A 26,807-nucleotide genomic window follows, 5' to 3' on the forward strand; every position below is an offset into this window, starting at 1 on the left:
TTAATCCAATATTTTTCCCGGATTAAGGATATGATTGGGATCAAATAATTTTTTTATGCCCCGCTGAAAATTCATGCGGGTTGAATTCAGGGCTATATCCATGTAACCTTTTTGAACTAAGCCTATACCATGCTCACCGCTAATAGTTCCTCCTAGCTTAACACAAAGTTGAAATATTTCTCGTATTCCTGCAGTAAGTTTAGAGTTCCAATCTATATCCGACATGTCTCCCTTTATAATATTCACATGTAAGTTTCCGTCGCCGGCATGTCCATAACACACTGATTTAAAACCATAGCGACTTCCTATTTCCTTTACTCCTTTCAATAATTGTGGAAGTTCAGCACGCGGAACAACTGTATCCTCCTCTTTGTAAACTGAATTTGCCTTCACTGATTCAGCCACTTTTCTGCGCATCATCCAAAGCTTTTGCTTTTGCTGTTCCGTATCGGCAAAATAAATTTCATCACAGTTAAATTGTTGCAACAATTCACTTACTTTTTCTGCCTCTTGCATCAAAATTTCCATACTATTTCCATCCAACTCAATAAGTAAATGTGCTTGATGCTCCGCTTTAATTTCTACCGGAGCTTGCTCCATAAATTTAAGCACCCAATCAATTGCATCACGCTCCATAAACTCCATCCCTGAAGGAACAATACCCGCCTTGAACACTTCCGAAACTGCGGCGCAAGCACTCTCGGCCGAAAAAAATGGAACAAGCATTACAACAGATTGCTGTGGCAGTGGAATTAATTTAAATACAATTTTGGTAACAATTCCAAGCGTTCCTTCACTTCCTACAATCAATTGTGTGAGGTTATATCCTGTTGAATTTTTTAAAACATTGGCGCCTGTCCAAGCAATTTCACCATTTGCAAAAACCACTTCAAGGTTGAGCACATAATCGCGTGTAACTCCATATTTTACTGCTTTGGGTCCACCACTGCAGTGTGCAATATTGCCTCCTAAAAAACAACTGCCAAAGCTTGCCGGATCGGGCGGATAAAACAATTTTTTTTCTTTCACCGCCTCTTGAAACACTTGATTTATTACGCCTGGCTCGACGGTTGCTTGAAGGTTACGGGTATCAATATCGAGTATCGAATTAAAGCGCTCCATACTTAAAATTACCCCACCAAATATAGGCAAGGCCCCTCCGCTCAACCCTGTGCCTGCACCTCGCGGTGTAACTGCAATAACTTTATCGTTGCAATATTTGAGCACAATAGAAATTTCTTCTACACTTCTTGGCTTTAGCACAACTTCGGGCAAATAGCGTAAATCCTCTGTTTCGTCTTTCGAATAATTCGTTAAACTTTCCTCATCTTCAAATACATATTGTTCTCCAATTGCTTTTTTGAAAAAATGAAGGTGCTCTGATGTTATTTTTGTATAGCTAACCATTTGCTACAATTTATGTGATGCTTATTTTTTATATTAATCAATCCGCTCAAGGGCTGCCAATTCCTCCAGTTTTGAAAATATTTTCACCAATCCCAAAGTATCCAATTTACAATATTCAATCAAAGCTTCCCGAATTTCCAACACTTTAAACAAATCCTCTTGCTTATTTAAATTTTCAAAGGCAGCAAGTGCAGAAACGCCATTTTGAATTTTCAAATTGGAAAAACTAAGCTCCGGAGCAATGGCAGGAAGCAATGCTTTCATGCTATATGAACCCTTCATTGCTGTGGTGTAATAATGCTTTTTTTGAAAAGGATACGATATGTCCTTTATCCGCTTTAGTATTGCTTCTATTGGTATCCTTATATCCGGGAAAAGTTGAATTGCCTTATGAAGAGTTTTGATCTCATGCGTCGCATCAAAAATTAATATGTCACCTTCATCCTCAAGGTCCACAAGCAACTGATCAATAAAATCACGAGTAGGCTCCTTATCGGATTCAGCTAAAAAACAACGATGTTCTTCCGATGCATTTTTATGCTCCTTTCGGTGAATCGAATATAAAAAAGGTATGTGTTGATAAGGCGAAGTGCCTTCATACAAAGGAATAGCAGGCATAAACAATTCAAAATCCAAAAAACTTATTGGGTACTTAATTGTTTCTACAAAGTCCTTAATCGCGATTGTGTTGATATATGGCTTACCTGATTTAGCACAATCATACTGTATTTGCTGTTCGGAAGTAAAATTAAAATCCTCCCCAATATCCTGAATACGCTTCACCCCGGCAGTAAATAATTCATAAAGGATTTGCTTGCTCGCCCCACCTAAATAAAAAACAGAATCCATCTCCATACTCCCCCTGCATGTGCCTAAAAAATCGCAGGAATAAGGTACATGGCAATGCTCGCCAATAGCGATGTTCGGAACAGTAGAAGCAATTATCACCTCCTTCAGCTTTTCAACTTTCGCTTTGATTTGTTCTTGCAAGGGAAGAATTTTTTTTAAAACCGATTTTTTAATAAAAAACTCCGTAGGTTTAATTCCCTTTGCTCGCTTGTAGCTAGTATTCACATGCACTATGAAAATATCTTTTAGCTTTATTCCACTTTGTGTAATAACATAATACTGTAAGGCAGCATCCATAATATATGCAGCACTTATTTTTGCAGAACTTTTTACCTCATAAGCTACAAATTCATCATTGGTAAATTCCAAAATATCCAATGCAGCATAAACTCCCGAAGCGTGAAAAGCGGCTTCATAAATAATTGGAGTTTTTGCTTGAATAAGCGTTGCCGTTTTTTCAATAGCATCCTCATAATTAAACTTATTTAAAGGACTAGCATCAATGCCGCCAGGGAAAAGCTTGTGTGCCAAAAGGCCAACTGCATTTCCACGCGAATAAATTGCTTCTTGTGTTGCACTAAGTGCATCTCTTTGAACATAATTATTCTTGTAGAGATACAATGACTTTTCACACTGTAAACCTCTTAAAAATGTTGATTTACTTAATACAGGCTTCTCCAATGCTGGGAAAATAAAATAGCCTTATAAGGGTATAAGGCTATTGTGTTATAGTTAATTTTAGGCTTCTTACTTTTGGGTATCAATCAAAACATCCTTTGCATAAATTTGTTTTGATGCTAATTTGCCGCTTTCATCATACCAAAGCCAATCTCCTTCTTTTTTGCCCATTAAATAATTCCCTTCATAGCTTTTTACACCTGCTTCTGTCCATCCCACCCACTTGCCGTTAAAGGTTCTATTTTGCAACATTTCACCCTCACTTTGCTTTTTTCCATTTGGATGCCAAAAGGTGGCTTTACCGGTACTATAATTAATTTCAGCACTTTTTGCACCATCAGGATACCATGATTTCCAAACTCCAGCGGTGACACCATTTGAATAGTTTTCCTCTGCACTTTTTAAACCGGTTTCATACCAAAAATTCCAGGTACCATTTTTTTGTTGTGTAGGCGCTTGTCTTGTACTACCATCCGAAGCAACTACCAAATTTACACCTACCGATGAACTGGCATACTCCCCTTCACTTTTTTTATTACCGTTGGCATAAAATTCTGTTTGAACTTGGGCATTTGCAACACAGCAAAAGCTAATTCCTAGCGCCAAAAACATATTTTTCATATTCAAATATTTAATTTTTTAAGGATATCTTAAGTTTGTATGAATTCCAAAATTAGCACAAAACAAGAGATTTCGCAATCCTAAACGAATCAATTCTAACTAAGTTTCAAACAAGGCATTTTTAACAAATTGTGCGAAACCAAATCGCAACTTTACAGCTAATTTATTGCAATTCAAGCGGCTATTTTTGACAATCCATTTATCGTCACTTTTTAACTTAACATCTAATATTTAATATTTTTCGCAAAAAATGCTTGTGATGAATGACTTAATTGCTACTTTTATAGTAGGATTGGCAAGCTTTATCCAACTGTTATCGATATGAAACTTTTTTGACCAAATCCATGTTAAAGTAACTTGAAGTAGGGCTGCCCAAAATTCGATTTAGTTGAAGTGAAAACAAGTGTAAGAATTTCTTTTTTAGTACTTTTCATTTTGTTTTGTAATTCCAAAGCAAAAGGGCAACTCAATTATAGCTTTATTGCCTCGTCTCTTGGCTCTTATACCTACAACAACGCACCCACCCAAATTATGGGTCCGCTGGTGGATGAAGCTTTGTCTGCGCCTGTTCCAATTGGGTTTACATTTGTGTATGGTGGAACAAATTATACGCAATTAAGAGTTTCTTCTAACGGTTGGATGACGTTTGATTTAGCAAATACTTTAACTTATCCACTCAACGATTTATCAAGTGCTCCTGTGCGTACTGTGTTAGCGCCACTATGGGACGATTTGAGAACCAGCACCATTGGAAATGTAAATTATCAGTTGGTTCCAGATCCAAATGCAGTGGGCAAGAATATTTTTTCGCTCGAGTGGAAATTGATGAATTGGAACCATACCTCCAATCAAGATGTTATTTCGATGCAAGTAAAACTTTATGAAAATGGAAATTATATCGAGTTTATCTATCGGTCTGAAGGATTTAATCCCATTAAAGGATCAGCATCTATAGGTATTAGCGGGTCGTGTCTCGAAGATTACTATGCCCTCGATGATGTTAGTCTTAATCCAATTGTTTTAAAAACAAATGAAAATAATTTAATTGATATAAAGCCTCAATCCGCTCAAGTTTACACATTTTCACCAATTGTAAACATGCTTCCAACCAACGACTTGTGTGCCAGCGCAAGAGTTATTCCTTACAATATTGCTTTTTGTACCACTACTTCCGGAACTTTAATTGGTGCTACAGCAACAGGTAGCCCCGCTGCACCTGCTTGTTGGTCGCCGGCAAGCAGCGAAAACGATGTGTGGTATTTTGTAACAAAACCTGCAGGGCAAACTACAATGTTGGTGAGTGTCGATAATATTGTTTCCAGCTGTAGTCCATTTTCCACTGAATTAGCTGTTTACAGTGGAACCTGTGCTGCTCTTTCGCTCGTTGGTTGTGCCTCCACCGGAGGAAATTTAAACACTCAAAATGCAGTACTAACTTTAGCAGGATTGCCAGCTGCTGCAACCGGTTATTACATCCGTGTGGAAGGTGATGCATTAACAACCGGCAACTTTCAAATTTGCGTTAAATCTACTAACGATGAGTGCAATGGTGCTACGCTGTTGACGCCCAACTATACCTGTAACTATTTTTATACCACATCTGTTGGGTCCACGAATTCCACAACTACTCCGATTCCTACTATTGCATCAGGTTATTCAGCTTCTTCGCTCGATGTGTGGTTTAAATTTATTGCAACATCCAATTACTTAATTGTGGACACCAAAGACTTAACCATGCTGGATGGAGCAATTGCAATCTACCGAGGAGCGGATTGCTTATCACTTGATGCGCTTACACCAACCACTTTTCCCAATCCCAACCCTTTCGACGATAACCTCAGCAACAATGGTAAAATGCCTCGAATTGTAAGGAATGATTTTATTGTGGGAGTAACTTATTTTGTTCGGCTATGGGCCAATACTGTTCCCCTCTCCGGCACTTTTGGTATTTGTGTTTCGGAGCGAAAATACTGCTCCTTTAATGCAGCAGATACTTGCACCTTTGCACCCACCATTGGTTTAGGAACATTTTGCGGCGACAATACGCAATCAAGAATTACACAGGTTGCAAATCCATTATTTCCGGTTGATACCCAAGACCCTATTGCACCAATGTACTGCACTACTCCATTGAGCAGCAATCCTACAATAGACAATGTAGTGTATTATCGCTTTCTTACGAATGCTGCCGGAGGAAATGTTGTATTAAATGTTTACAACCAAGTATGCATGAAAGATTTTGGTTTACAAGTGGCACTCTTTAAACCTACTGTTCCTTGTGCAGGTGGTGCCAATTGGGGCAAAGCGCTTAGTCCGTGCTACAACTCATTAAAGGATTTATCGAACGATAAAGAATCGGACCCTAAACCCTTTTCACTAAGTTTTACAGCATTGCTCCCAAACACATTTTACTATTTGCTTTTTGATGGATCGTCCATTGACAAATGTACATGGGACTTAACACTAACTGGGTCTGTAACACTTCCTATTGAATTACTTCAATTTAAAGGGGTGAATAAAGGCGATTACAATTTAATTACTTGGACCACAAAGACAGAAATAAATAACGATTATTTTACGGTTGAACGCAGTTCAAATGCACAAGACTTTGAGCCACTTTTTAGGATTAACGGTGGAGGAAATACAAACTATGAGATAAATTATTCCATTAAAGATTTTGATCCCATTGATGGCGTAAATTATTATCGTTTGCGACAAACCGATTTTAATGGAGAATATCATTATTCAGATGTTATTTCGGTGAACTCCGAAAGTAACAATGTGCTTCAAATTACATCCGTATTTCCCAACCCTGCCGAAAATTTAATCAACATCAATATTTTCGCGCAAAAGGAAATTACTGCCGAATTTTTGATTTATGATTTATATGGAAAAATGCTCACCACAAAACAAATTCTATTACAAGAAGGTGAAAATAGCTTGCAACAAGAACTAAACGAATACACACCGGGGCTTTATTTTATAACGATTCAAGTACCACAAAAAAACAAACAGTACAATTCCAAATTCTTGAAAATGCGCTAAGCGAAATTTACTAATTCATGCCGCGCTCCTTTTTTACATGCTCATATGCAGCTTGCACTTTTTGAAATTTCTCTTTCGCATCCTTTTGAATATCCTCGCCTAAGTGACTTACCTTATCGGGATGAAACTTTACAGCCATTCTTCGATACGCCTTTTTTACCTCTTCGTCTGTTGCCGTTTTTTCTATTTCAAGAATTTTATAATCGCTTTCTGCATCCCTAAAAAACATTGCTTTTAACGAATTAAAGTCGGCGGAATTAACACCCAAATACCCGGCAATTTCGGCAATCACGTCTACTTCCCTTTTATGCACAGCTCCATCAGCTGAGGATACACCAAATAAAAAATGCACCAATTGCAAACGCGCTGCGTGCTCCATGTTTTGACGAATTTGTGTGCACACTTCCTTTACAGGAATATCTTGCTTCAACAGCTCACGAAGCACAAGCATTTGCTCTTGGGTGTGTGCTAGACCAAAGTTCTTTACAAAAAATTTCTTTACATATTCCAATTCAGCTTTTAATACCGCCCCATCCGCTTTCATCACAGCTGCAGCAAGCACAAGCAAACTTGCACTAAAATCACCCACTTGGGTAGAATTCTGAAAATTTCCGCTATTTACAACTACTTTTGTGTCGTCTAATACAGAACCTAATGCGAAGCCTATAATTGCTCCAATAGGCCCACCAACAGCCCATCCCAAACCGCCCCCCAACCATTTACCAAACTTTGCCATAAATTGATATTTAATATTTTTGAGCTGCAAATTTTCTTACCTCATTAGATGTTGTTTTCCAAAACAGTAGTTCGAAAATTTGAATCTTTTTTACTCGTTCATTTACTCTTCGAATAGTTTTTTTGGTATTCTTCCCAAGCTATTTTTCCTTGATTATTCTCACCAAAATAAGTCAGTACCGGTAATAAACTTTCAGCCGACATATAGCCTGGTACTTGGCTCAACATATTCAGAGTTTCATCTAAATACACTAATGTAGGATATGAAAGTTTACCTCCTAAAAGCGCATTCGCCAACTCGTGTGTACTGCGTGATTTTGCCGGATCAGGATTTACAAATGTTCTACCATCAAACAAAATGGTATCTTTCATTTCGGCATCCATTCTAACGGCATAATAATGTTCATTCAAATAGCTAATAATATCCTTTTCCTGATAAGTGGTTGCATCCAACTTCTTGCACCATCCGCACCATTCGGTATATAAATCCACAAAAATTTTCTTTGGAGCTGTTTTATTTAATTCCACTGCCTCTTGAAAACTGAGCCAATGAATTGCAGCCCTGGAAACATCCCTTTTTTGTGCATAATTACTCCCATAAAATCCTACGAAAAGCAAGAAACAAAACAAAAACCTATTCATTACAAAATGCGTTTTATAAGTCGGAGTCGGTGTGAGTACTTTTGTATTTCTGCATTAAAAATACCTTCATGATCAATACTGTCGATGCGCACTTTTCCACTAGCATGAATAATTCTATTGTCTTTTAAAATTATACCAACATGAATAATTTTGCCATCTTCATTATCAAAAAATGCGAGATCACCCTCTTCTGCTTCTTCCAAAAAACTGAGTGTTTCACCTTCTTCGGCCTGTTGAAAAGCATCCCTTCTTAATTTCATCCCATTCAACATAAACACCATTTGAGTAAACCCTGAACAGTCAATGCCAAAAGGGTTTCTGCCTCCCCAGAGATAAGGCGCATTCAAATATAAAAAAGCATTTTCGATGAGGGCGGCACGCGATTTTAAAGTTGCCTTTTCGGTTGTCAAACCATCATAAGTATAGTGGCTTTTCTCAATTGAAAAAGTTTTATTCTTGTAATTTGGCAAGGTGCTTCCCAACAAAATGGGCAACATGTGAGCGCTGTTGCCGGATGAAATAACTTGAACCAATTCAAAAGAGTTTATAGTAGCGGCCTTTTCCAATTCCATATACGCAACACCGGATAATGGCAGATATTGCTTTGATCCAATCCAACATTCATAGCCGTCCCAACTGATTTTTATTCGTATCCAGTTAGAACCTTCTTCCAAAATTTTAAAGCGCTCGCCAAACAAAAGTTGTGTCACCATCTCACTCCTGTCAGATGCTTCTGCTCTGCAAGGTACTACACTTAGGTTACAAATTCCGAACATTCAAATTAGTTTCTATTGTTTCTTGTTTCAATTGTTCCTTTAAAGTGCAAAAGCTTTAGGCAAAATAATCTCGTGTAAGGAGTGAAATGTTATAATTTGAATTTTAATCCTTTGATTTCCGATGAATTGAGATACTTAATAAAATTAGCTAATTTCTTACTTAACTCTTCGGATTGCTTTTTAACTGATTCAAACTGCTCTTGAGTTATATGATTCCGATCTATCGCACGGTATAATTGAGAAGGTACTTCACCACAGGAACCCTTTGCAATACTTAAAAATTGTCGAAATTCAGTTTTGCCGTCGCGTTCAAAGCCTTCAGCGATATTATCCATTATTGAACCTGATGCACCATTAATTTGTCCTCTTAATTTATAATCCTTTTCAAAACTTACAGACTCTGTCAAAATATAAACTTCATTACAAAGAAGCCTAGCTAATCGCCAAACTTCCAAGTCTTCAAACTTAACAACCGTTGCCATAATAATTTATTTGTAAACCCACATTCAAATCGCTTGCATTATTCTATAACTTGAAACAAGAAACAAGAAACCTGTAACATGAAACTTGAAACTTTTAAATAGCTTCAATCACCATTGCGCTGGCTCCTCCTCCACCGTTGCATATTCCGGCGGCACCGTATTTTGCATTGTTTTGTTTGAGTACATGAATTAGTGTAACAATAATTCGTGCACCGGAGCATCCTAGCGGATGTCCCAATGAAACTGCACCACCGTTCACGTTCACGCGTGATACATCTAATCCCATTTCTTTATTGTTTGCCAACGATACGGCAGCAAAAGCTTCATTTATTTCGTAAAACGAAATGTCACTTTGTTTTAATCCTGCCTTTTGAATGGCTTTTGGAATCGCTTTGGATGGTGCGGTAGTAAACCACTCTGGTGCTTGAGCTGCATCTGCAAATCCGCGAATGATGGCAATTGGCTTAATCCCCAATTGTTCCGCCTTTTCTTTGCTCATCAATACCAAAGCAGCAGCACCATCGTTCATGGTTGAAGCATTGGCAGCCGTAACTGTGCCATCCTTTTGAAAGACAGGCTTTAACTCCGGTATCTTTTCAAATTTTACGTTTTTATATTCCTCATCGTGTATCACCATTAATGGATCTCCTTTACGTTGAGGAATTTCAACACCGATAACTTCTTCTTTAAAATTACCTTTCGCCCACGCTGCTGCTGAGCGCTTATAAGATTCAATTGCATATGCATCTTGCTCTTCGCGGCTTAACTTGCATTCTTTTGCACACAATTCTGCTGCGTTCCCCATTGGATAGTTGTGGTAAACATCGGTAAGTCCATCCTTTGCCAAACCATCAATTAAGCTGGCATTACCATACTTATTTCCCCAACGCAACGAATCCGAATAAAAAGGTACCTGACTCATGCTTTCCATACCACCTGCAACAACAATATCGTTATCGCCCAACATAATGGATTGTGCGCCCAACATGATGGCTTTCATTCCTGAAGCACACACCTTGTTCACAGTGGTACAAATTACAGTATTGGATAAACCGGCAAAAATAGCTGCCTGTCGAGCCGGTGCTTGCCCAACATTTGCTTGCAACACATTTCCCATAAATACTTCTGTAACATCTTCGGGCTTAATTCCGGCCTTTGTAACTGCGCCTTTTATAGCTGCTGCACCTAATCGTGTTGCCGATACACTTGCTAAACTACCACCAAAGCTTCCCATTGGCGTTCTTACTGCAGAAACGATATAAACTTCTTTCATACTGTTATATTGAGATTATTTTTTAATTGATACGAATTAATTTGCGTTGATTGCACTATTTTTTTCCCGGAAAGGATTGACCTTAACAGAATTTTTTGTAAATATAAATAAAAGCAGAGAATGCCTATTTGGCTTACCAAAAATTAACTAATTTCGTCAGAATTTTATTAAGCAATATGAAGAAAATACTTTCCTTTTTTCGCGACAGACATGCCGATTTATATAAGGTTTTTCTGGTGCTAATAAGTATTTCTTTTATCGTTTACCTCTTCCCAAAAGAAGGAAAATTCAAATACGAATTTCAAAAAGGAAAACCTTGGTTACACGAAGATTTAATTGCTCCTTTCGACTTTGCAATCAATAAACTTCCCGAAGAAGTTGCAGCAGAACAAAATGAAATCATTAAAAATTTTAAACCCTATTTTAAACTCGACAGCAGCGTTTTCCCGCAAATAGTAACTGATTATCCAACTGAATTTGAACAACGTTGGAGCAAATTAAAAAACCCTAAAACTAGCCAAAGGGTTAATTACACAGCAGGTACAGAATTGTTGAATGAAATTTATCAAAATGGGGTTATCAAACTCAACGACCTCATAGAGCACAAACCGGGTGATTTTTCAATTTTTGTTTTAGAAAATAATTTGGCGAATGAAGTGGAACTAAAAAACCTTTTTAGTATTCAATCTGCCTACAACTATGCACAAAAATCGCTCGAAAAAAGAAATGATGTTGATAGAGAACTTATTCTTTCCTTGCTAGAAGATTTATTGAAGCAAAATATTTTTTACGACCAAAAAACGAGTCTTAAAGTAAAAAAAGACTTGTTCGATAATATTTCACTTATACGTGATATGAATCAGAGAGGCCAACGCATCATTTCAAGAGGCGATATGGTCGACAATGAAAAATTCAACATCCTTAATTCTTTAAAAGCAGAGTACCTCTCACAATTAGGAGCCAACTCTAATTTTTATTTTATTCTATCCGGTCAATTTATTTTAGTTGGAATATGTCTGTTGATGTTATTCATCTTTTTCTACCTCTTTCGAAAAGATATTTTTGAAGACAATCACCGCATGACGTTCATAATGCTAATGGTTTGCTTGATGGTGCTCATGGCTTCACTTGCAACGCGCTTTAGCATCTTTAGTATCTACCTGCTTCCATTTTGTATTCTTCCGGTAATGGCGCGTACTTTTTTTGATACGCGTGTGGCGATGTTTACGCACCTAGCTACCTGTCTCATTATTGGACTGCATGCACCCAATCCCTTTGAATTTGTTTTTATTCAACTCATTGGTGGAATATTTGCCATTTTTAGCATTATCAATTTGAGAAAACGAGCGCAATTGTTTTTCTCGGTGGTAATTATTTTCATGGCCTACACGCTTTCTTATGTGGGGATTTCAGTCATTCAAGAAGGAAAATTTACAAGTATTGATTGGACTATCATCGCATGGTTTGGAGCAAGTGCAGGCCTAACCTTATTTTCCTATCCTTTAATCTATTTGTTCGAAAAATTGTTCGGTTTTATCTCGGATGTATCCTTGATGGAATTGGCGGATATTAATTCTCCACTATTACGCGAATTGGCTTTGCGTGCTCCCGGTACCTTTCAACATTCACTGCAAGTAGCAAATTTGGCCGAAGAAGCTATTCTGGCTGTTGGTGGGTCCTCCCTTTTGGTGCGTACCGGAGCACTTTATCATGACATTGGCAAAATGGAAATGCCCATGTATTTTATCGAAAATCAATATACCGGCGTTAATCCGCACGATGAATTAAGTTTTGAAGACAGTGCTAAAATCATTACCGGCCATGTGCATAAAGGCATTGAAATCGCCAAAAAAAATAATCTTCCCGATGCATTGATAGATTTTATTCGCACGCATCACGGTACCACCAAAGCACAATATTTTTATGTTTCTTTTTTAAAAAATTTCCCGGGGCAAGAAGTGGATGAATCGATATTTCAATATCCCGGTCCTATTCCGTTTAGTAAAGAAACAGCTGTTTTAATGATGGCCGATTCAGTAGAAGCTGCCTCCCGAAGTTTAAAAAAATACGATGCTGAAATCATTGGCGAATTGGTTGAAAAAGTAATCGATCGTCAAATCGAACAACAACAATTCTTAAATGCAGATATCACCTTCAAAAATATCAATTCCATAAAAAAGATATTCAAGAAAAAATTATTGAATATTCATCATTTGCGGATTGAGTATCCAAAGTGATAGACATTTCAAATTGACACAAATTCAGCAACAAAAAATTCACTAATTCAATACCTCCTTACGAATGAAATTAAAAAATTATGCCGCCGGAAAATGGGTAGAAGGCGAAGGTGCCGGAACAATTTTATACAATGCCATTAACGGATCACAAGTAGCTGAAGCCACCAGTAAAGGCCTCGATTTTAAAGCTATGATGGAGTATGCACGTAAAGTAGGTGGGCCAAAATTGCGCAAACTAACTTTTCATGAGCGCGCATTAATGCTAAAATCGCTTGCCCTTTACCTCACCACAAAAAAGGCCGATTTTTATGCTACGTCCGCTTTCACAGGTGCAACTAAAGCAGATTCCTGGATTGATATTGACGGTGGAATCGGTAATTTATTTGTCTACGCCAGTAAAGGTCGACGAGAATTGCCCAACGAAACTTTTTATGTGGATGGCAAAGCCGAAATGCTGAGTAAAAACGGAAGCTTTATCGGACATCACATTTGTGTTCCCATGGAAGGCGTTGCGATTCACATCAATGCCTTTAATTTCCCTTGTTGGGGGATGTTGGAAAAAATTGCAGTGAACTTCCTTGCAGGGATGCCGGCAATCGTAAAGCCTGCAACAGTCACATCATACTTAACTGAACACGTTACCCGCGAAATTATTGCGTCGGAAATATTACCGGAAGGTGCTTTGCAATTGATTTGCGGAAGTGCCGGAGATATTTTACAACATGTTACCGAACAAGATGTGGTAACCTTTACAGGCAGCGCCAGCACCGGAAAAATGTTGAAAGCAAGCCCTGCCATAACCGAAAATTCTGTCCGATTTAACATGGAAGCCGATTCCTTAAACTGCTCCATTTTAGGGCCGGATGCAACTCCCGACACCGAAGAATTCAAATTATTTATCAAAGAAGTTTCGCGCGAAATGACGATTAAGGCCGGTCAAAAATGTACTGCCATCAGAAGAATCATTGTGCACGAAAGCATGACACAAGAGGTGATAAAAGCAGTTAGTTCCCGACTCAAAACCAATGTAATTGGCGACCCGGCTGTGGAAGGTGTGCGCATGGGGCCACTGGCTAGCAAGGAACAAGTGGTGGATGTGAAGGAGAAAGTAAAAGAGCTGCTTAAAACCTGCGAAATTGCTTATGGAAATATGGATGATTTTGAAGTAAGTGGCGCCGATAAAAACAAAGGATTTTTTATGCCCTCAGTTCTTTTGCACAGCAAACATCCTTTCGATAAATCGGGTGCCCACAGCATCGAAGCATTTGGACCGGTGAGCACGGTAATGAGTTACAAAACAACCGACGAAGCTGCCGAATTAGCTAAGTTAGGTCGAGGAAGCCTTGTGGGAAGTGTATTCACCGCAGACGATGATTTTGCGAAAGACATAATTTTAGGTTCGGCCTGCATGCATGGGCGGATGATTGTTATTAATGCTCAATGCGCCGGAGAAAGTACCGGACATGGTTCACCAATGCCTCACTTAGTGCATGGCGGTCCGGGAAGAGCCGGGGGAGGCGAAGAAATGGGTGGAATAAGAGGTGTTTTTCATTACATGCAACGCACCGCAATTCAAGGATCACCAACTACACTGACCAAGATTACAAATGTGTATCAAAATGGTTCCAAACAAAAAATCGATACCATTCACCCTTTCCGAAAATATTTTGACGAACTTGAAATCGGTGAAACCCTTGTTACCAAAACACACACTGTAACAGAAGATGACATTGTAAATTTTGCTGAATTAAGTGGCGATAAATTTTATGCTCATCTACAACCTGAATCGCTGGAAGGAACCATCTTTAAGCGAACTGTTGCACACGGTTATTTTGTGCTTTCGCGCGCAGCCGGCTTATTTGTGGATCCTCCCAAAGGCCCGGTACTCTTAAATTATGGCTTAGATGAATGTAGGTTTACAAAACCAATCTATCCGGGTATGACAATTGGCGTGCGATTTACCTGCAAAGAAAAAATTGCCAACGACAAACCCTTAATCGCAGCCAATGGCACAGAAGTGAAAGTGGGAATCGTAAAATGGTTGGTTGATATTTACGATGCCAGTTCAGAAGAAATCAGAAAAAAATATGAGGTAGATATTTCGCGCGGCGATACTGTGGGCATTGCAACCATTCTTACAATGGTAGCACGAAAAGAGCAGTAATCACTACACTTACAAACATAAAAAAAGCCCGCATAATGTTGCGGGCTTTTTCATTATAAACAACTATTCATCTTACCAAATCTTTACTCTGTCACTCTCAGCTACAAACATTTTATCACCTTCTTTCACACCAAACGCATCGTAAAAAGGTTGAAAATTACTCAAAGGACCAAGAGTACGGAATTTACCGGGTGAGTGTGGGTTGGTTTGCAATTGACGTTTTAATGCTTCATCACGGTATAAACCTCTCCAAACTTGAGCATAGTTTAAGAAGAAACGTTGCTCCGGTGTAAATCCATCAATCGTCTCTTTCTCTTTTCCGGCCAACGCTTTTTGCAAAGCTGCAAAAGAAATTGTGATGCCTCCCAAATCTGCAATATTTTCGCCTTGTGTTAAGGCTCCATTCACATGCATGGTATCAATAGCAACGTAGTTATTAAACTGTTTTACTATACCGGCAGTGCGCTCCTTAAACTTTGCTTTATCTGCTTCTGTAAACCAATTATTCAAATTACCTTTAGCATCAAACTGGCTGCCTTCATCATCAAAACCATGGGTAATTTCATGTCCAATAACAGCACCAATTCCACCGTAATTAAAAGCATCGTCCGCATTTTCATCAAAGAACGGGAATTGCATAATTCCACATGGGAAAACAATTTCATTTTTGCTGGGTTCGTAATATGCATTTACGGTTTGTGGACTCATTAACCATTCGGTGCGATCAACCGGTTTTCCTAATTTGTTGATGTTGCGGTTATACGCAAATTCTTGAGCGCGCATGGTATTTTGCACATACGAATCGCGCTTAATATCCAATGAAGTATAATCCTTCCAGGTGTCAGGAAAGCTTAATTTACGATCGATTGCAGCTAATTTTTCGAGAGCTTTTGTTTTTGTTTCAGGGCTCATCCAATCAATTTGCGACAAACGTTCCTTGTAAGCGATCATCAAATTATCAACTAATTCATTAATACGTTTTTTAGCATTCGCACTAAAGTGTTTTGCAACATATAACTGTCCTAGCGCTTCTCCTATTGCACCGTCTGTTTCGCGTAAAGCACGTTTCCATCGCGGCTTCATTTCTTTTGCACCGGTTAGAGTTCTTCCAAAAAAGTCGAAATTTTGCATTACAAAATCATCACTTAAATAATCTGCATAACTGTTAATTAAATTCCACTTTAAGTATTCCTTCATTTCTGGAAGTGGAGTTGATTTAATTAGTTTATCCGCTACTTTTAAAAATTCAGGCTGAGAAACAACAAGGTTTGTAAAAGACGCAAATCCATTGCTTGCAAAATATGCTTTCCAATCAATAGATGGAGTTAATTTTGCCAACTCATCCATCGTCATTTTATGGTAATTTGCTTCCGGATCTCTTTGCTCTAAGCGAGTTTTAGACGCTTTCGCTAATTCTGTTTCCAATTTCATAATGGACTTCGCATTTGCTGCAGCTGATTTTTCATCCTCTCCGGCCAAGCTTAGCATTTTTGTAACATGCGCCAAATAGGCGTCTTGAATGCTTTTAGATTCAGGGTCTGTTTTAGTATAATAATCTCTATCGCCTAAGCCTAAGCCCGATTGATAAATTTGCACAATTAACTCATCACTCTTTTTTGCATCTTGATTTACAAAAGCTGCAAAGAAAGAGCCACTTCCTGATTTGTGTAAATGAGCGATTTCCGTAAGCACATCGGCAGGTGTTTTAAGCGCTTCTATTTTTGCCAACTCCTCTTTTAATGGGCTTATACCATCAGCATTTAGTTTTACTGAATCCATGGCTACGGCATAAAAATCTCCCACTTTTTGCTCCACACTGCCCGGTGTTGCATCCTTTTTGGCAGCCGCTTCGTCCAATATAGTGTGAAGGTTTTTCTTAATATTGTCGTTCAACATATCAAAACTGCCCCAACGAGATTCAGAAGCAGGAATTTCTCCTTTCTTTAACCAGCCTCCATTAGCATATTGGTAAAAATCGTCGCCCGGCTTCACAGTGGTATCGAAATTCGCTTTTTCAAAAGCCACAAAAGAACTTGAATTTTCAGTTCCCTTTTTTGCATCATTGCTGCAAGAAGCAATAAAAAGCAAACTTGCAAAAGACATACTTAATGCAAGTGTTTGCGTAATTTTTTTATTCATTTTTTTAATTTTGTTGTTAATGATTCTTCTGTTAAAACAGTTGTATAACCCTCTAAAAAGGCGGACGAAGGTAAAAATTATTTTGCTTTCAGAATCAGGAATTATATAATTATCAGTTTTTCTGTTTCGGTATAAAGCAAATATTTTTCAACGCTCGTAAAGCCCATCTGCAAAAGGGTTTCAGCATATTGGTTGATTTGTTCTTTGTGCTTTTCTAACTCAACTCCGGTTTTATAATCCAATACAACTGCTTTTTCAGGATAAATAACAACTCGGTCGGGCCGATAGGAATTGCCTTTTGGTAAAAGTATTTCCGCTTCTGTTTTGATGTGTAAACCGGTTTCAAAGAAGGGTTGTATCTCCTTTCGGGATATTAAACGGCTTAATTTTCGTTGTAAAAAATCCCTTTCGATGGTTCCAATTAAACCTTCCGTTAACATGGCTTGCAAGGAAGTGTCAACATCCGACAAACTTTTTATTTTTGACAATGCGGTATGAATTAAATTTCCATAATCCTTGTCACTGTCGGGGTTTTCCATGTTCCAAAGCTTTTCAGACTGATGGCTCAACACTAATTTTGTGCGCCAATCATTGCTGACAAGTGTGGTTAAAGATTCAAATCCAATTCCTTTCCCGGTTTTCGATTTGGTTTCATTTTTTTGTTCGGTACCGAGCGCATAGTCAAACTGATTATCCTTCCACAAACCCTTTGCTTGAAGGTATTCCACATAGTACTTTCCAATTTTTTTATGTCCATCAGGCAATTCAGCAAATACATACAAACGTTTAATTGCACGTGTAAAGGCAACATAAACCAAATTTATATCATCTAATTCCTTACGGTTAATTTCTGCCTGATAATCGGCTGCATAAGTTGTTTTTGCTAATTCGGCATTCAAAGGCAATAAGGCTGCTTTTAGTTGAGGTAATTCGGGATCCTCCAAATTCACCCACATATTTTCTTTTGGAACTTTCGCATTCCAATTGGCATTTGGAAAAAGTACCACCGGAAATTCCAAGCCCTTTGATTTGTGAATCGTAAGCACATTCACGGCATTTAAGCCCTGTGGGATTACAATCGACAATGAATGCTTTTTACGTTCCCACCACTCCAAAAAATCAAGTGCATCATTTGTATTCGCCAATGTATATGCCTGAACAGCATCTAAAAAGAAAACTACATATGGATCCGCTTTAGCTGTGAGCTTAAAAATTCGAGTTAATGATTCACATAATTCATACAGCGGCAAGCGACGTAATTTCGATTTGTTCCATTCAGGATAATGACCCTTCAAATTCGTAAAAAACAAGTCTTTAGTTTTAAAATAATCATTCAACCCTACAGTATTTACAGCACCATTTTGTTTCAGCAAAAAATCCATCATCGCAGCCTGTGCAATCTCTTGCTGTGAATCATTTAAATAGTGTAATGTATTCACTAAAAAGTTCACCGCCGAGGAGGTTTTTAGCAATAAAGATTCTCGGCTTACCACAGGAATACCGGCTTCAATTAAAAAGCGTGAAAGCATCACTCCTACTTTGTTATTCCTTGTCAATATTGCAATATCACTCAATTGAAAATTATCAGCAAGCAATTTTGTTAGGGTTTGCAATACTTGATTAGCGGTTAATGCATCAGCATTAAAATCCTCCGCACCGGGTTCCAAAAAATGAAAGTGTATACTTCCGCCTGTGTTCGTTGCATCGCTTTCTTGTTCGAGCGCATCATAAATAGATTTCAATTCTTTTGGAAACCTTTCCTGATCTACCACAAATCGAAAAAATGAATTGTTAAATTCAATAATTTCATGTTTGCTTCTGCGGTTGTACACTAACTTTTTTTCTACAAAATTCCGTATTAAAACTGCTTGTCGCGACTGAATAATAGGGTTTGATTCCGATTTAAAGATTTCGGGTAGCATTGCAAACTGCTCCACTTCGCCACCTCTCCAACGGTAAATTGCTTGCTTCGCATCCCCAACCAACATATTAAATTCATTTGTGGCTAAAGAATTTTCAACTAAAGGAATAAAATTTTGCCATTGCAAAATAGAAGTATCTTGAAATTCATCAATAAGGTAGTTTTTATACTTCTCACCAATTCGTTCGTATATAAATGGAACCGGCTCTTTTGAAACAATGTCGGCAATTTTTTTACTAAACTCCGAAATGTGCACGAGGTTCTTTTGCAGTTTTATTTCCTGAATTACTTTTTCAAGCTCATTGAGCACGGATACTGCATAAATATTTTTTTGTATGCCCACATGCAAGAGATAAGCTGCATAACCTGCTTCTATAATTTTTTGTGCCGCATGATAAAGTTTTGCCATTTCATCTTTGCAGGAATTTATTGCATCACGTCCGGCAGGACTTACCTTTGCCGAAGTCCAGTTATCATTACTTACATATTTTTGAAGTGTTGGAGTAGCTTGATAGTTTTTGGCACGCCTTTCTTGTAAGTAAAAGAAATACTTACCTATCCCATTTGCACCACCGGCCAAATCCTTCTGCTCAATACCGTTTGAATTTATATGGTGTATACCGGCAGCACCTATGTGTTGCAATTCAACTTCAAACTGTGAAGTAAGTTCATCCAAGCGCTTTCTTATTTTACTAAACTCAGGCAAGCTTAAGTTTTTCAACTTGTTCAAATAAGTTAAATGCTGCTCTTTCAGTAAATCTTTAGCAAAATCAGCTAAATCCATTTCAATATTCCAGCTCCGTTCTTCATCCGCTTTACGCTCACTAAAATCAACTAATGCCGCCGTCAAATGCGGGTCTGAACCCACCTTCGAAATCATTAAATCGATAGCTGTTTGCAGTAAATTTTCGGTATCCATCTCCACCGTAAAATTGAGCGATATGTGCAAGTCATGCGCAAAACTGCGTACTATCTTGTGCACAAATTTATCGATGGTCGAAATTGCTATATCAGAATAATTATGCAGCATAGAACTCAATACAGCTTCGCATTTACTGCGAATGCTTGCCTCATCCTGTTGCAATTCATTCACTAAATCTTTCAATAAAAAATAGGCTGTTCCTTCCAATTTGTCAACTGATGCAATAGCCGTAAGCGCATCAATCACTCTTTCCTTCATCTCGGCTGCAGCCTTGTTGGTAAAGGTGATGGCAAGTATATTTTTATAGCGTTTCGTTTCCTTTTCACGCAAGGCAATCTTTAAATATTCTTTTACTAGCGTATAGGTTTTGCCTGAACCGGCAGAGGATTTGTAAACCGTAAAACTCATGGCAATTACAAATTTTCGAGTGGGGTAATTATCCCATTTTCATTCTTGTAACATTTCAACTTGTCTTTAAACATCGATGATTTGTAAATGGATTTCCCAAGTAACATGCGTGCGCATTCTTGTATCCCTTCAATTATACTGGGATGAGGATGCAACATGTGCCCCAATTCATCAATTCCCTTATTCATGTATATCAACAACGCAACTGCTTGAATCGCACTCGAGGCATGCTCTCCCACTGCACGCATTCCAAGTATGCGCATTTCATCATCATTCGTAACCAATATTTTAAAAAAACCAACCGTTTTTCGCATGGCGATGGCACGGGAAATGGTAGTAAAATCAATCTTCGCCACTTTATAGGATAAACCTTGTCGCGTCGCCTCTTGCTCACCCATCCCAACAGAAGCCACTTCCGGATTCAAAAACATGATGGTACTGATGTTTTTATAAACTAATGGCTTGGGGTTTTTCCCAAACATTTTCACTACAGCATGTCTTGCCTCTCGCTCACCTACATTCACGAGTGCTATTTCTGATGTTAAATCGCCAGCTACATAAATATTATCGATACTGGTTTGGGTATCATTGTCCCACACACTTCCCCTTTCTGTAACTTTCACTCCTATTTCTTGAAGTCCTAAATTCTCTACATTGGCCACCCTTCCTACCGAAATCAGTGCTTTTTCAACGTGTAGTATCTCAATGCTGCCGTCGTTGTATTTCAATTCATACTCTACCATTCCGTCTTTAATTTCCATACGGGTGAGGGAGGAGTTTTTATGAATTACTACGCCATTTTTCTCCATATTGTAACTCACCATCTCGCTCACATCCTCGTCTTCAAAAGGAAGTATACGGTCGGCTTTATCAATAATATATACTTTGGTTTTTCCAAAATTGCTGAAAATAGTTGCGAACTCGCATCCAATGACTCCGGCTCCTAAAATCACCATACTCTTTGGAAAATCGCACATTTTATCCATATCGTCGCTGGTCATGATAATCTTTCCATCTATGGGGATGTGCGGTAATTTTCGTGGTCGGCTGCCGGTTGCCAATAACACAAAATCGGCTGATATCCGTTTTTCTTCTTTTGTTCCCTTCTGAATGGAAACTTCATTCTTGCTAATCAACTTCGCAATGCCTCTTTCTAAGTAAAGCAAACGTTGTTTGGCTTCCTTTTTAAGCAAAGTAAGGTGCACATCCATTTGAAACTTTTTTTCATACACCGCTTCCTCCACAACCGCTTTAAGGCTTTCAAACTTCACTTCAAAATCAGGAATTTCAGAGCGTATGGAGGATATTTTTTGTGAATACTCCCACATGGTTTTGCTGGATAATGCGCCGTTAAAAAGTCCGGCTCCTCCTATTTTCTCCTTTTCCACCAATAACACCTTTCTTCCCAAATCAATAGCACGCATGGCAGCAGCATATCCACTAGCACCACCGCCAATTACACATAAATCAAAATGATCAAGTTGTTCCATAGTTCAGCTTTGTATGAGGGTTTACGAAAGTAATAAAATCATTCACATATCAAATCAGAATCACCCCGTATGAAAGAAACATTTTTTGAAGCCCAATCACCAAAATAAAATACCTATTTTTATCCCTGTAAAAACTTAAAAACTTAACAATGAAATTTTTTATTGATACTGCAAACCTTGCACAAATAAAGGAAGCTCAAGACATGGGTGTGTTGGATGGCGTTACTACCAATCCTTCCCTTATGGCAAAAGAAGGAATCACCGGAACCGACAATATTTTAAAGCATTATGTGGATATCTGCAACATTGTGGATGGTGATGTGAGTGCCGAAGTGATAGCAACCGACTACAAAAACATCATCAAAGAAGGCGAAAACCTTGCAGCTTTGCACCCGCAAATTGTGGTGAAAGTTCCTATGATTAAAGACGGTATTAAAGCCATCAAATATTTTTCTTCAAAAGGAATTAAAACCAATTGCACTTTAGTGTTCTCATCTGGTCAAGCATTGTTAGCTGCTAAAGCCGGAGCTACTTATGTATCGCCTTTTATTGGTCGTTTGGATGATATTTCTTACGATGGCCTTGAATTGATCGAATCTATTGTGCACATCTACCGCATGTATGGCTTTCAAACACAAGTATTGGCTGCTTCAATTCGACACACCATTCATTTACTTAAGTGTGCTGAGCTTGGCGCAGATGTAGCAACTTGCCCGCTAAGCGTAATTACTGCATTGCTTAAACATCCGCTAACAGACAGTGGACTTGCAACCTTTCTTGCCGATCACGCTAAAGGAAATAAATAACTGTAAGTTTACTTTTGCTTGGAGTTAATGCGCTTGTACCTGTTAATTTATTAAATGTTGGCTCAAATTAATAGGCTTTCAGCGCTTCTTTTGGATTTGATGCCAGCAAACTAATTGTAAAAACGATATGGCTTTTTACGCGCGTAATTCCGAAAAAAAAGTCTTTCACAAAGTTTTGATTCATCAGCTTAAACGCTTGTTTGATGAGGAGGATGAAACTTCGGTGGAGGATTATTTGCGCGCCAAACTCGACCGTATCAAAACATCCGAATCCACACCCGAAAAAGAAGAAATTATTAGCTTGTTGCTGAGTTTCATGAACGATGTGAGTGCAACTTATGATCAGTTCAACAAAAGCCTGTTGCATAAGAGCAGGAGCTTTGCCATCCGTTCCGGTGAACTGAATGAAGCCAATGAAAAACTTTCGAAAAACGACCGCAACATCAACAATTCGGTGGTAAATCTGAAAGTGAGTTTAAAAGATTTAATCGGCAAAAAGAATGAAGATGAAATTCAATTTGAAAATTATGAATTGGAAGAACTTAGCGAACTCATCAAAACCCTTATTCACAAAAATAAAAGCAACGCAAAAAAGCTGAAGCGCAACAACAAAAAACTAAAAGTTCAAAGTGAAGAACTTGCACTTAAGAACCGCAACATAATGGATGGTCTCGAATATGCAAAACAAATGCAAGACACCATTCTTACCGGAAGCGAGCGCTTGCGCAGTATTTTTAAAGATTCCTTTATGCTAAATCTTCCCAAAGAAATTGTTTCGGGCGACTTTTTGTGGGTGCATAAACAGGCTTCAAAAATTATAATTGCTCTTGCCGACTGCACCGGACATGGTGTTCCCGGAGCGTTTACATCCATTATTTCGCACATGGTGTTAAACGATATTGTAGTCAACAATAATATATCCTATCCTTCTGCCATCCTAGCACAGTTGCATGAACGCATTACCCACATTTTTCGGTTGGATGCAAATAGAGCGCACTCGCACGATGGCCTCGACATTGCTATATGTACCATTGATTTAGAAAATGACCGCTTACTTTTTTCAGGCGCCGGTAGACCAATGGTTTTAGTGCGTAAAAATGAATTGAAAGTATTGAAAGGTGACCCTCAGTCGGTAGGTGGAATTGCCATTCAAAAAGAAAAAAAATATCCTACCCATGAACTTTCACTTGAAGAGGACGATTATTTATACCTCTACTCGGATGGATTTGCGGATCAATTTAGCGGACATGATTCTACCAAGTTTTCTACCAAAAAATTTCAGGAACTCTTACTTCAGTTGAGTTCTAATAAAAGTGATACACAAGCAGATTTATTGCTCCAAAGCCATTCAAATTGGAAAGGTCAAACCAAACAAGTCGACGACATTTTAGTTGTTGGATTTCGCTATCAAATACACTAATATGCTACTTCCTATTCATCCGCAAAACCCCAATCCGCGCAACCTTCGTATTTTAATCGACTGTCTTCAAAATGGGGGAGTTGTAATTTATCCAACCGATACTGTTTATGGTATGGGTTGCGACATTTATAACAGTCGCGCGGTGGAACGGATATGTAAAATAAGGGGTGTAAAACCCGAAAAATCAAATTTTTCCTTTATCTGTCAAGACCTTAGCCACATTTCGGAATTTGCAAAGAATATTGATACCCCTGTTTACAAAGTAATGCGCAAAGCATTGCCCGGACCTTTTACTTTTATTTTGGAAGCCAATAGCAATGTTCCCAAGCTGTTTAAAAGCTCCAAAAAAACAGTTGGAATACGTGTTCCCAATAATTTAATTTGTTTGCAAATGGTAACCGAATTGGGAAATCCTGTAATGAGCACATCTATTCACGATGAAGATGAAATAATTGAATATACCACTGACCCGGAACTCATTCACGAAAAATACAAAGACATTGTGGACCTTGTAATTGACGGCGGTTATGGCAACAATGAACCTTCCACTATTGTGGATTGCTCAAAAGGCGAGTTTGAAATTATTCGACAAGGCTTAGGAAATTTGGAGCAATATTTATAATTCCTCCACAAATGCTCCTTGTTCTAATACATCGTAATACTCCATTTTCAGCACCTTGCATTGCTCTTTCCAAAATCGAATTTTGCCCTTAGAATTGCTGGAATCAAAAATTACCTTTTTAAATTTTATACGTTCATGCAACTTACCGATGTGTATTTTCACATTTGCTGAAAGCACAATATAATCAATAGGCTCTGCAATTAAAATCGATTTAATTTGTTCCACATTTTGAGGACATATATAAATTATTTTTTTAGCATTGAACTGAATAATAAAGTTCTTGCTTTTTAAAACCGGCGATTGAAAACCCGATTGCAAATGGCGTTGATCAAAGTAGTGCGAATAACTTAAACCAAGGTCCCACCAATTGTGCTTGACATGAAAAAGCATCCTACCCTCATTTTGAAGCAATGCATTGTCGGCAAAAAAATAATTTTTATCTCCTGTTATAAAATCAATTGCACTGTGATTCTTCACATTATAAATAACCCATTTTTCTTGCTGCAGCTGAGCATACTTTTCAACTACTAAAGCAACTAGCAAGAGCCCAACAACTGCACATCCGCTTATTAAAAACACAATTTTCCGAAAACTAAAAAAAAGAAAAAAACTGCCCATTAACATATACAGTAAAGAGCTTTCGAGAACAGTTAAAGATATTCCTTGAATCACCGAATGCGGCAATTGTTCGAAAAACAGAACAGCCGCATTTAAAAACCACAACGATCCCGAAAGCAGTTTACACAAAAACACCGTTGCCAATTTTAGTTTAGCTAACAAACACACAGCAACGCCCAAATAAAGTACAGCAGTAGAAACCGGAATAACAATTAAATTGGAGAGTAAAAAATAGTTCGGAAATTGATGAAAATAAAATAGTCCGAGCGGAAAAGTACTGAGCTGTGCAGCAATCGAAACGCCGGTGAGGGTCCAAATGTGTTGCAGTAGCTTGTTGCGCGGTTCCCATAGTCCTTGTATCGCGGCCTGAAAACTTACTATGCCAAGCACGGCAAGATACGACAACTGAAATCCCACCTCCATAAGCAAAAAGGGATTCCAAATTAAAAGTGCCAACATGGAGGTAGCCAATGTGTTGTATATATTGGTATGGCGATCCAGTGACTTACCAATAATAATGAGCGAAAACATAGCAGCTGAACGCAATACCGAAGGTGAAAGCCCTGTTAAGGCTGCATAAACCCAGAGTAAAAACAATAAAATTAGCGCCTTAAGTAAGCTACCTCTTTTAAATCTATCTAAAAAAAACAAGAGCGAATTAAGTATAACCAACACAATAGCAATGTGCAATCCCGAAACCGAAAGCACATGCAAAGCCCCACTAGCGGCATAAGCATTCATAATTTCGGCATCCAACTTATCTTCGTAGCCCAAAATCAAAGCGGCACCCACAGCGTATTCTTGCCCTGAAATACCATTTTCGCGAAACACCTTCAGCAAATAATCCCGAAGTGCCAAACACTTTTTAAGAATTACATTTCCTCGGTTTTGTTTTAAATTTATCCAAGCAGAAGCTTTGCAATACGCCTGAAAATGGATGTTGTGAAATTGTAAATAACGCCGATAATTAAATTCAGATGGGTTCTGTGGTGCAGGTATTGCGTTAAAGGAGGTATGTAAAAGCAACAAATCTCCATAGTGCAATTGAGTGCTCATGCTGTCGCGCGCCAAAGAGATCATGGCTTTTCCAAAGCAAGTCTTCCACTTATCTTCTTGCTTCATTCCAATTAGTTTAACTTCTGCTCTAATGGATTTCCCTTTATCAACAGGGGCTTCGTTGATTTGTGCTAAGGCAAAATTTTGTTTTTGAAGCAAATGCACATAATGATTCTCCGAATTAATCGCTGTGTTTGAAATCGTAAGTTGCGCCCCACACATAAAAAAAAGCAGGCTCACCAAAATTCCATTTACCCACCGAAACCGATAGGTAAAACGCACATTTTTGTGGTGTGAAAAAAGGATGAGAAGGGCAAGCGGAGGTAAAATACTAAACTCAAAAAAAGGTATACGAAATTCAAAAAACACTACTGCAAGAATCCCTAGAATAAAGGGAAACAGCAAACGTACAACCGAAGCTTGGTGCCAAAAGTTCATACTGAAAAGTAAAACTTTTGGACATAAAAAAACCTCACCTTTTAGGGTGAGGTTTTTC

At 38.3% G+C, this 26,807-nt stretch carries 18 protein-coding genes; 6 read left to right on the plus strand and 12 right to left on the minus strand.

Annotation, left to right across the window (positions count from 1 at the left end; genetic code table 11):
• The 3 genes from IPP32_00205 to IPP32_00215 all read right to left on the minus strand — a co-directional run bounded on the left by IPP32_00205 (position 1) and on the right by IPP32_00215 (position 3,555).
• Entirely contained in the window at positions 1–1,407 is a 1,407-nt protein-coding gene (locus IPP32_00205) for an FAD-binding protein (protein MBL0046512.1), read from the minus strand.
• A 33-nt stretch (positions 1,408–1,440) separates the two neighbouring features.
• Positions 1,441–2,937 carry a DUF2779 domain-containing protein gene (locus tag IPP32_00210; GenBank protein MBL0046513.1) on the minus strand — a complete coding sequence of 499 codons (1,497 nt, stop codon included), beginning with the start codon at positions 2,935–2,937 and terminating at the stop codon, positions 1,441–1,443.
• Positions 2,938–3,003: 66 nt separating this feature from the next.
• Positions 3,004–3,555 (minus strand): hypothetical protein, encoded by a 552-nt coding sequence (locus IPP32_00215; protein ID MBL0046514.1) that lies wholly within the window; start codon positions 3,553–3,555, stop codon positions 3,004–3,006.
• Between the two features lie 393 nt (positions 3,556–3,948).
• Here IPP32_00215 and IPP32_00220 point away from each other — a divergent pair, with 393 nt between their 5' ends.
• Positions 3,949–6,600 carry a T9SS type A sorting domain-containing protein gene (locus IPP32_00220; protein ID MBL0046515.1) on the plus strand — a complete coding sequence of 884 codons (2,652 nt, stop codon included), beginning with the start codon at positions 3,949–3,951 and terminating at the stop codon, positions 6,598–6,600.
• Positions 6,601–6,610: 10 nt separating this feature from the next.
• On the opposite strand, the gene IPP32_00225 is transcribed toward IPP32_00220, so the two are convergent.
• From IPP32_00225 to IPP32_00245, 5 genes are all read right to left on the minus strand, one after another.
• Entirely contained in the window at positions 6,611–7,336 is a 726-nt protein-coding gene (locus IPP32_00225) for a TerB family tellurite resistance protein (protein MBL0046516.1), read from the minus strand.
• A 98-nt stretch (positions 7,337–7,434) separates the two neighbouring features.
• A complete protein-coding gene (locus IPP32_00230) occupies positions 7,435–7,977 on the minus strand; it encodes a DUF255 domain-containing protein (GenBank protein ID MBL0046517.1) in 543 nt (180 codons plus the stop codon).
• Positions 7,977–8,753, minus strand: coding sequence for a C40 family peptidase (locus IPP32_00235; protein MBL0046518.1), 777 nt, complete (start codon positions 8,751–8,753; stop codon positions 7,977–7,979). The genes IPP32_00230 and IPP32_00235 overlap by 1 nt, the downstream gene beginning before the upstream one ends.
• Positions 8,754–8,842: 89 nt before the next feature.
• A complete protein-coding gene (locus IPP32_00240) occupies positions 8,843–9,235 on the minus strand; it encodes a four helix bundle protein (protein ID MBL0046519.1) in 393 nt (130 codons plus the stop codon).
• 94 nt (positions 9,236–9,329) lie between these two features.
• Positions 9,330–10,508: an acetyl-CoA C-acyltransferase gene (locus IPP32_00245; protein MBL0046520.1), complete on the minus strand. Its 1,179-nt coding sequence runs from the start codon at positions 10,506–10,508 to the stop codon at positions 9,330–9,332.
• Between the two features lie 176 nt (positions 10,509–10,684).
• Here IPP32_00245 and IPP32_00250 point away from each other — a divergent pair, with 176 nt between their 5' ends.
• A complete protein-coding gene (locus tag IPP32_00250) occupies positions 10,685–12,745 on the plus strand; it encodes an HDIG domain-containing protein (GenBank protein ID MBL0046521.1) in 2,061 nt (686 codons plus the stop codon).
• Positions 12,746–12,809: 64 nt separating this feature from the next.
• Positions 12,810–14,909, plus strand: a complete 2,100-nt coding sequence (paaZ, locus tag IPP32_00255) for a phenylacetic acid degradation bifunctional protein PaaZ (GenBank protein ID MBL0046522.1) — start codon at positions 12,810–12,812, stop codon at positions 14,907–14,909.
• A 72-nt stretch (positions 14,910–14,981) separates the two neighbouring features.
• Here the strand turns inward: paaZ and IPP32_00260 are convergent, their stop codons facing one another.
• The 3 genes from IPP32_00260 to IPP32_00270 form a co-directional block, all read right to left on the minus strand.
• On the minus strand, positions 14,982–17,012 hold the full coding sequence (locus tag IPP32_00260) for a M13 family metallopeptidase (GenBank protein MBL0046523.1): 2,031 nt from the start codon (positions 17,010–17,012) through the stop codon (positions 14,982–14,984).
• A 137-nt stretch (positions 17,013–17,149) separates the two neighbouring features.
• Positions 17,150–20,299 (minus strand): UvrD-helicase domain-containing protein, encoded by a 3,150-nt coding sequence (locus IPP32_00265; protein MBL0046524.1) that lies wholly within the window; start codon positions 20,297–20,299, stop codon positions 17,150–17,152.
• 5 nt (positions 20,300–20,304) lie between these two features.
• Positions 20,305–21,789, minus strand: coding sequence for an NAD(P)/FAD-dependent oxidoreductase (locus tag IPP32_00270; GenBank protein MBL0046525.1), 1,485 nt, complete (start codon positions 21,787–21,789; stop codon positions 20,305–20,307).
• A gap of 149 nt (positions 21,790–21,938) precedes the next feature.
• On the opposite strand from IPP32_00270, the gene fsa reads away from it, so the two are divergent.
• The 3 genes from fsa to IPP32_00285 all read left to right on the plus strand — a co-directional run bounded on the left by fsa (position 21,939) and on the right by IPP32_00285 (position 24,637).
• Positions 21,939–22,595: a fructose-6-phosphate aldolase gene (gene fsa / locus IPP32_00275; protein MBL0046526.1), complete on the plus strand. Its 657-nt coding sequence runs from the start codon at positions 21,939–21,941 to the stop codon at positions 22,593–22,595.
• 127 nt (positions 22,596–22,722) lie between these two features.
• Positions 22,723–24,015: a SpoIIE family protein phosphatase gene (locus IPP32_00280; GenBank protein ID MBL0046527.1), complete on the plus strand. Its 1,293-nt coding sequence runs from the start codon at positions 22,723–22,725 to the stop codon at positions 24,013–24,015.
• A 1-nt stretch (position 24,016) separates the two neighbouring features.
• Entirely contained in the window at positions 24,017–24,637 is a 621-nt protein-coding gene (locus IPP32_00285) for a threonylcarbamoyl-AMP synthase (protein MBL0046528.1), read from the plus strand.
• Here the strand turns inward: IPP32_00285 and IPP32_00290 are convergent.
• The gene (locus IPP32_00290; GenBank protein ID MBL0046529.1) at positions 24,632–26,749 is read right to left on the minus strand and encodes a ComEC family competence protein; all 2,118 of its coding nucleotides are present in this window, start codon (positions 26,747–26,749) and stop codon (positions 24,632–24,634) included. The genes IPP32_00285 and IPP32_00290 overlap by 6 nt on opposite strands.
• Positions 26,750–26,807: the final 58 nt, after the last annotated feature.

This window comes from Bacteroidota bacterium (assembly GCA_016721765.1).
Classification (GTDB): domain Bacteria; phylum Bacteroidota; class Bacteroidia; order UBA4408; family UBA4408; genus UBA4408.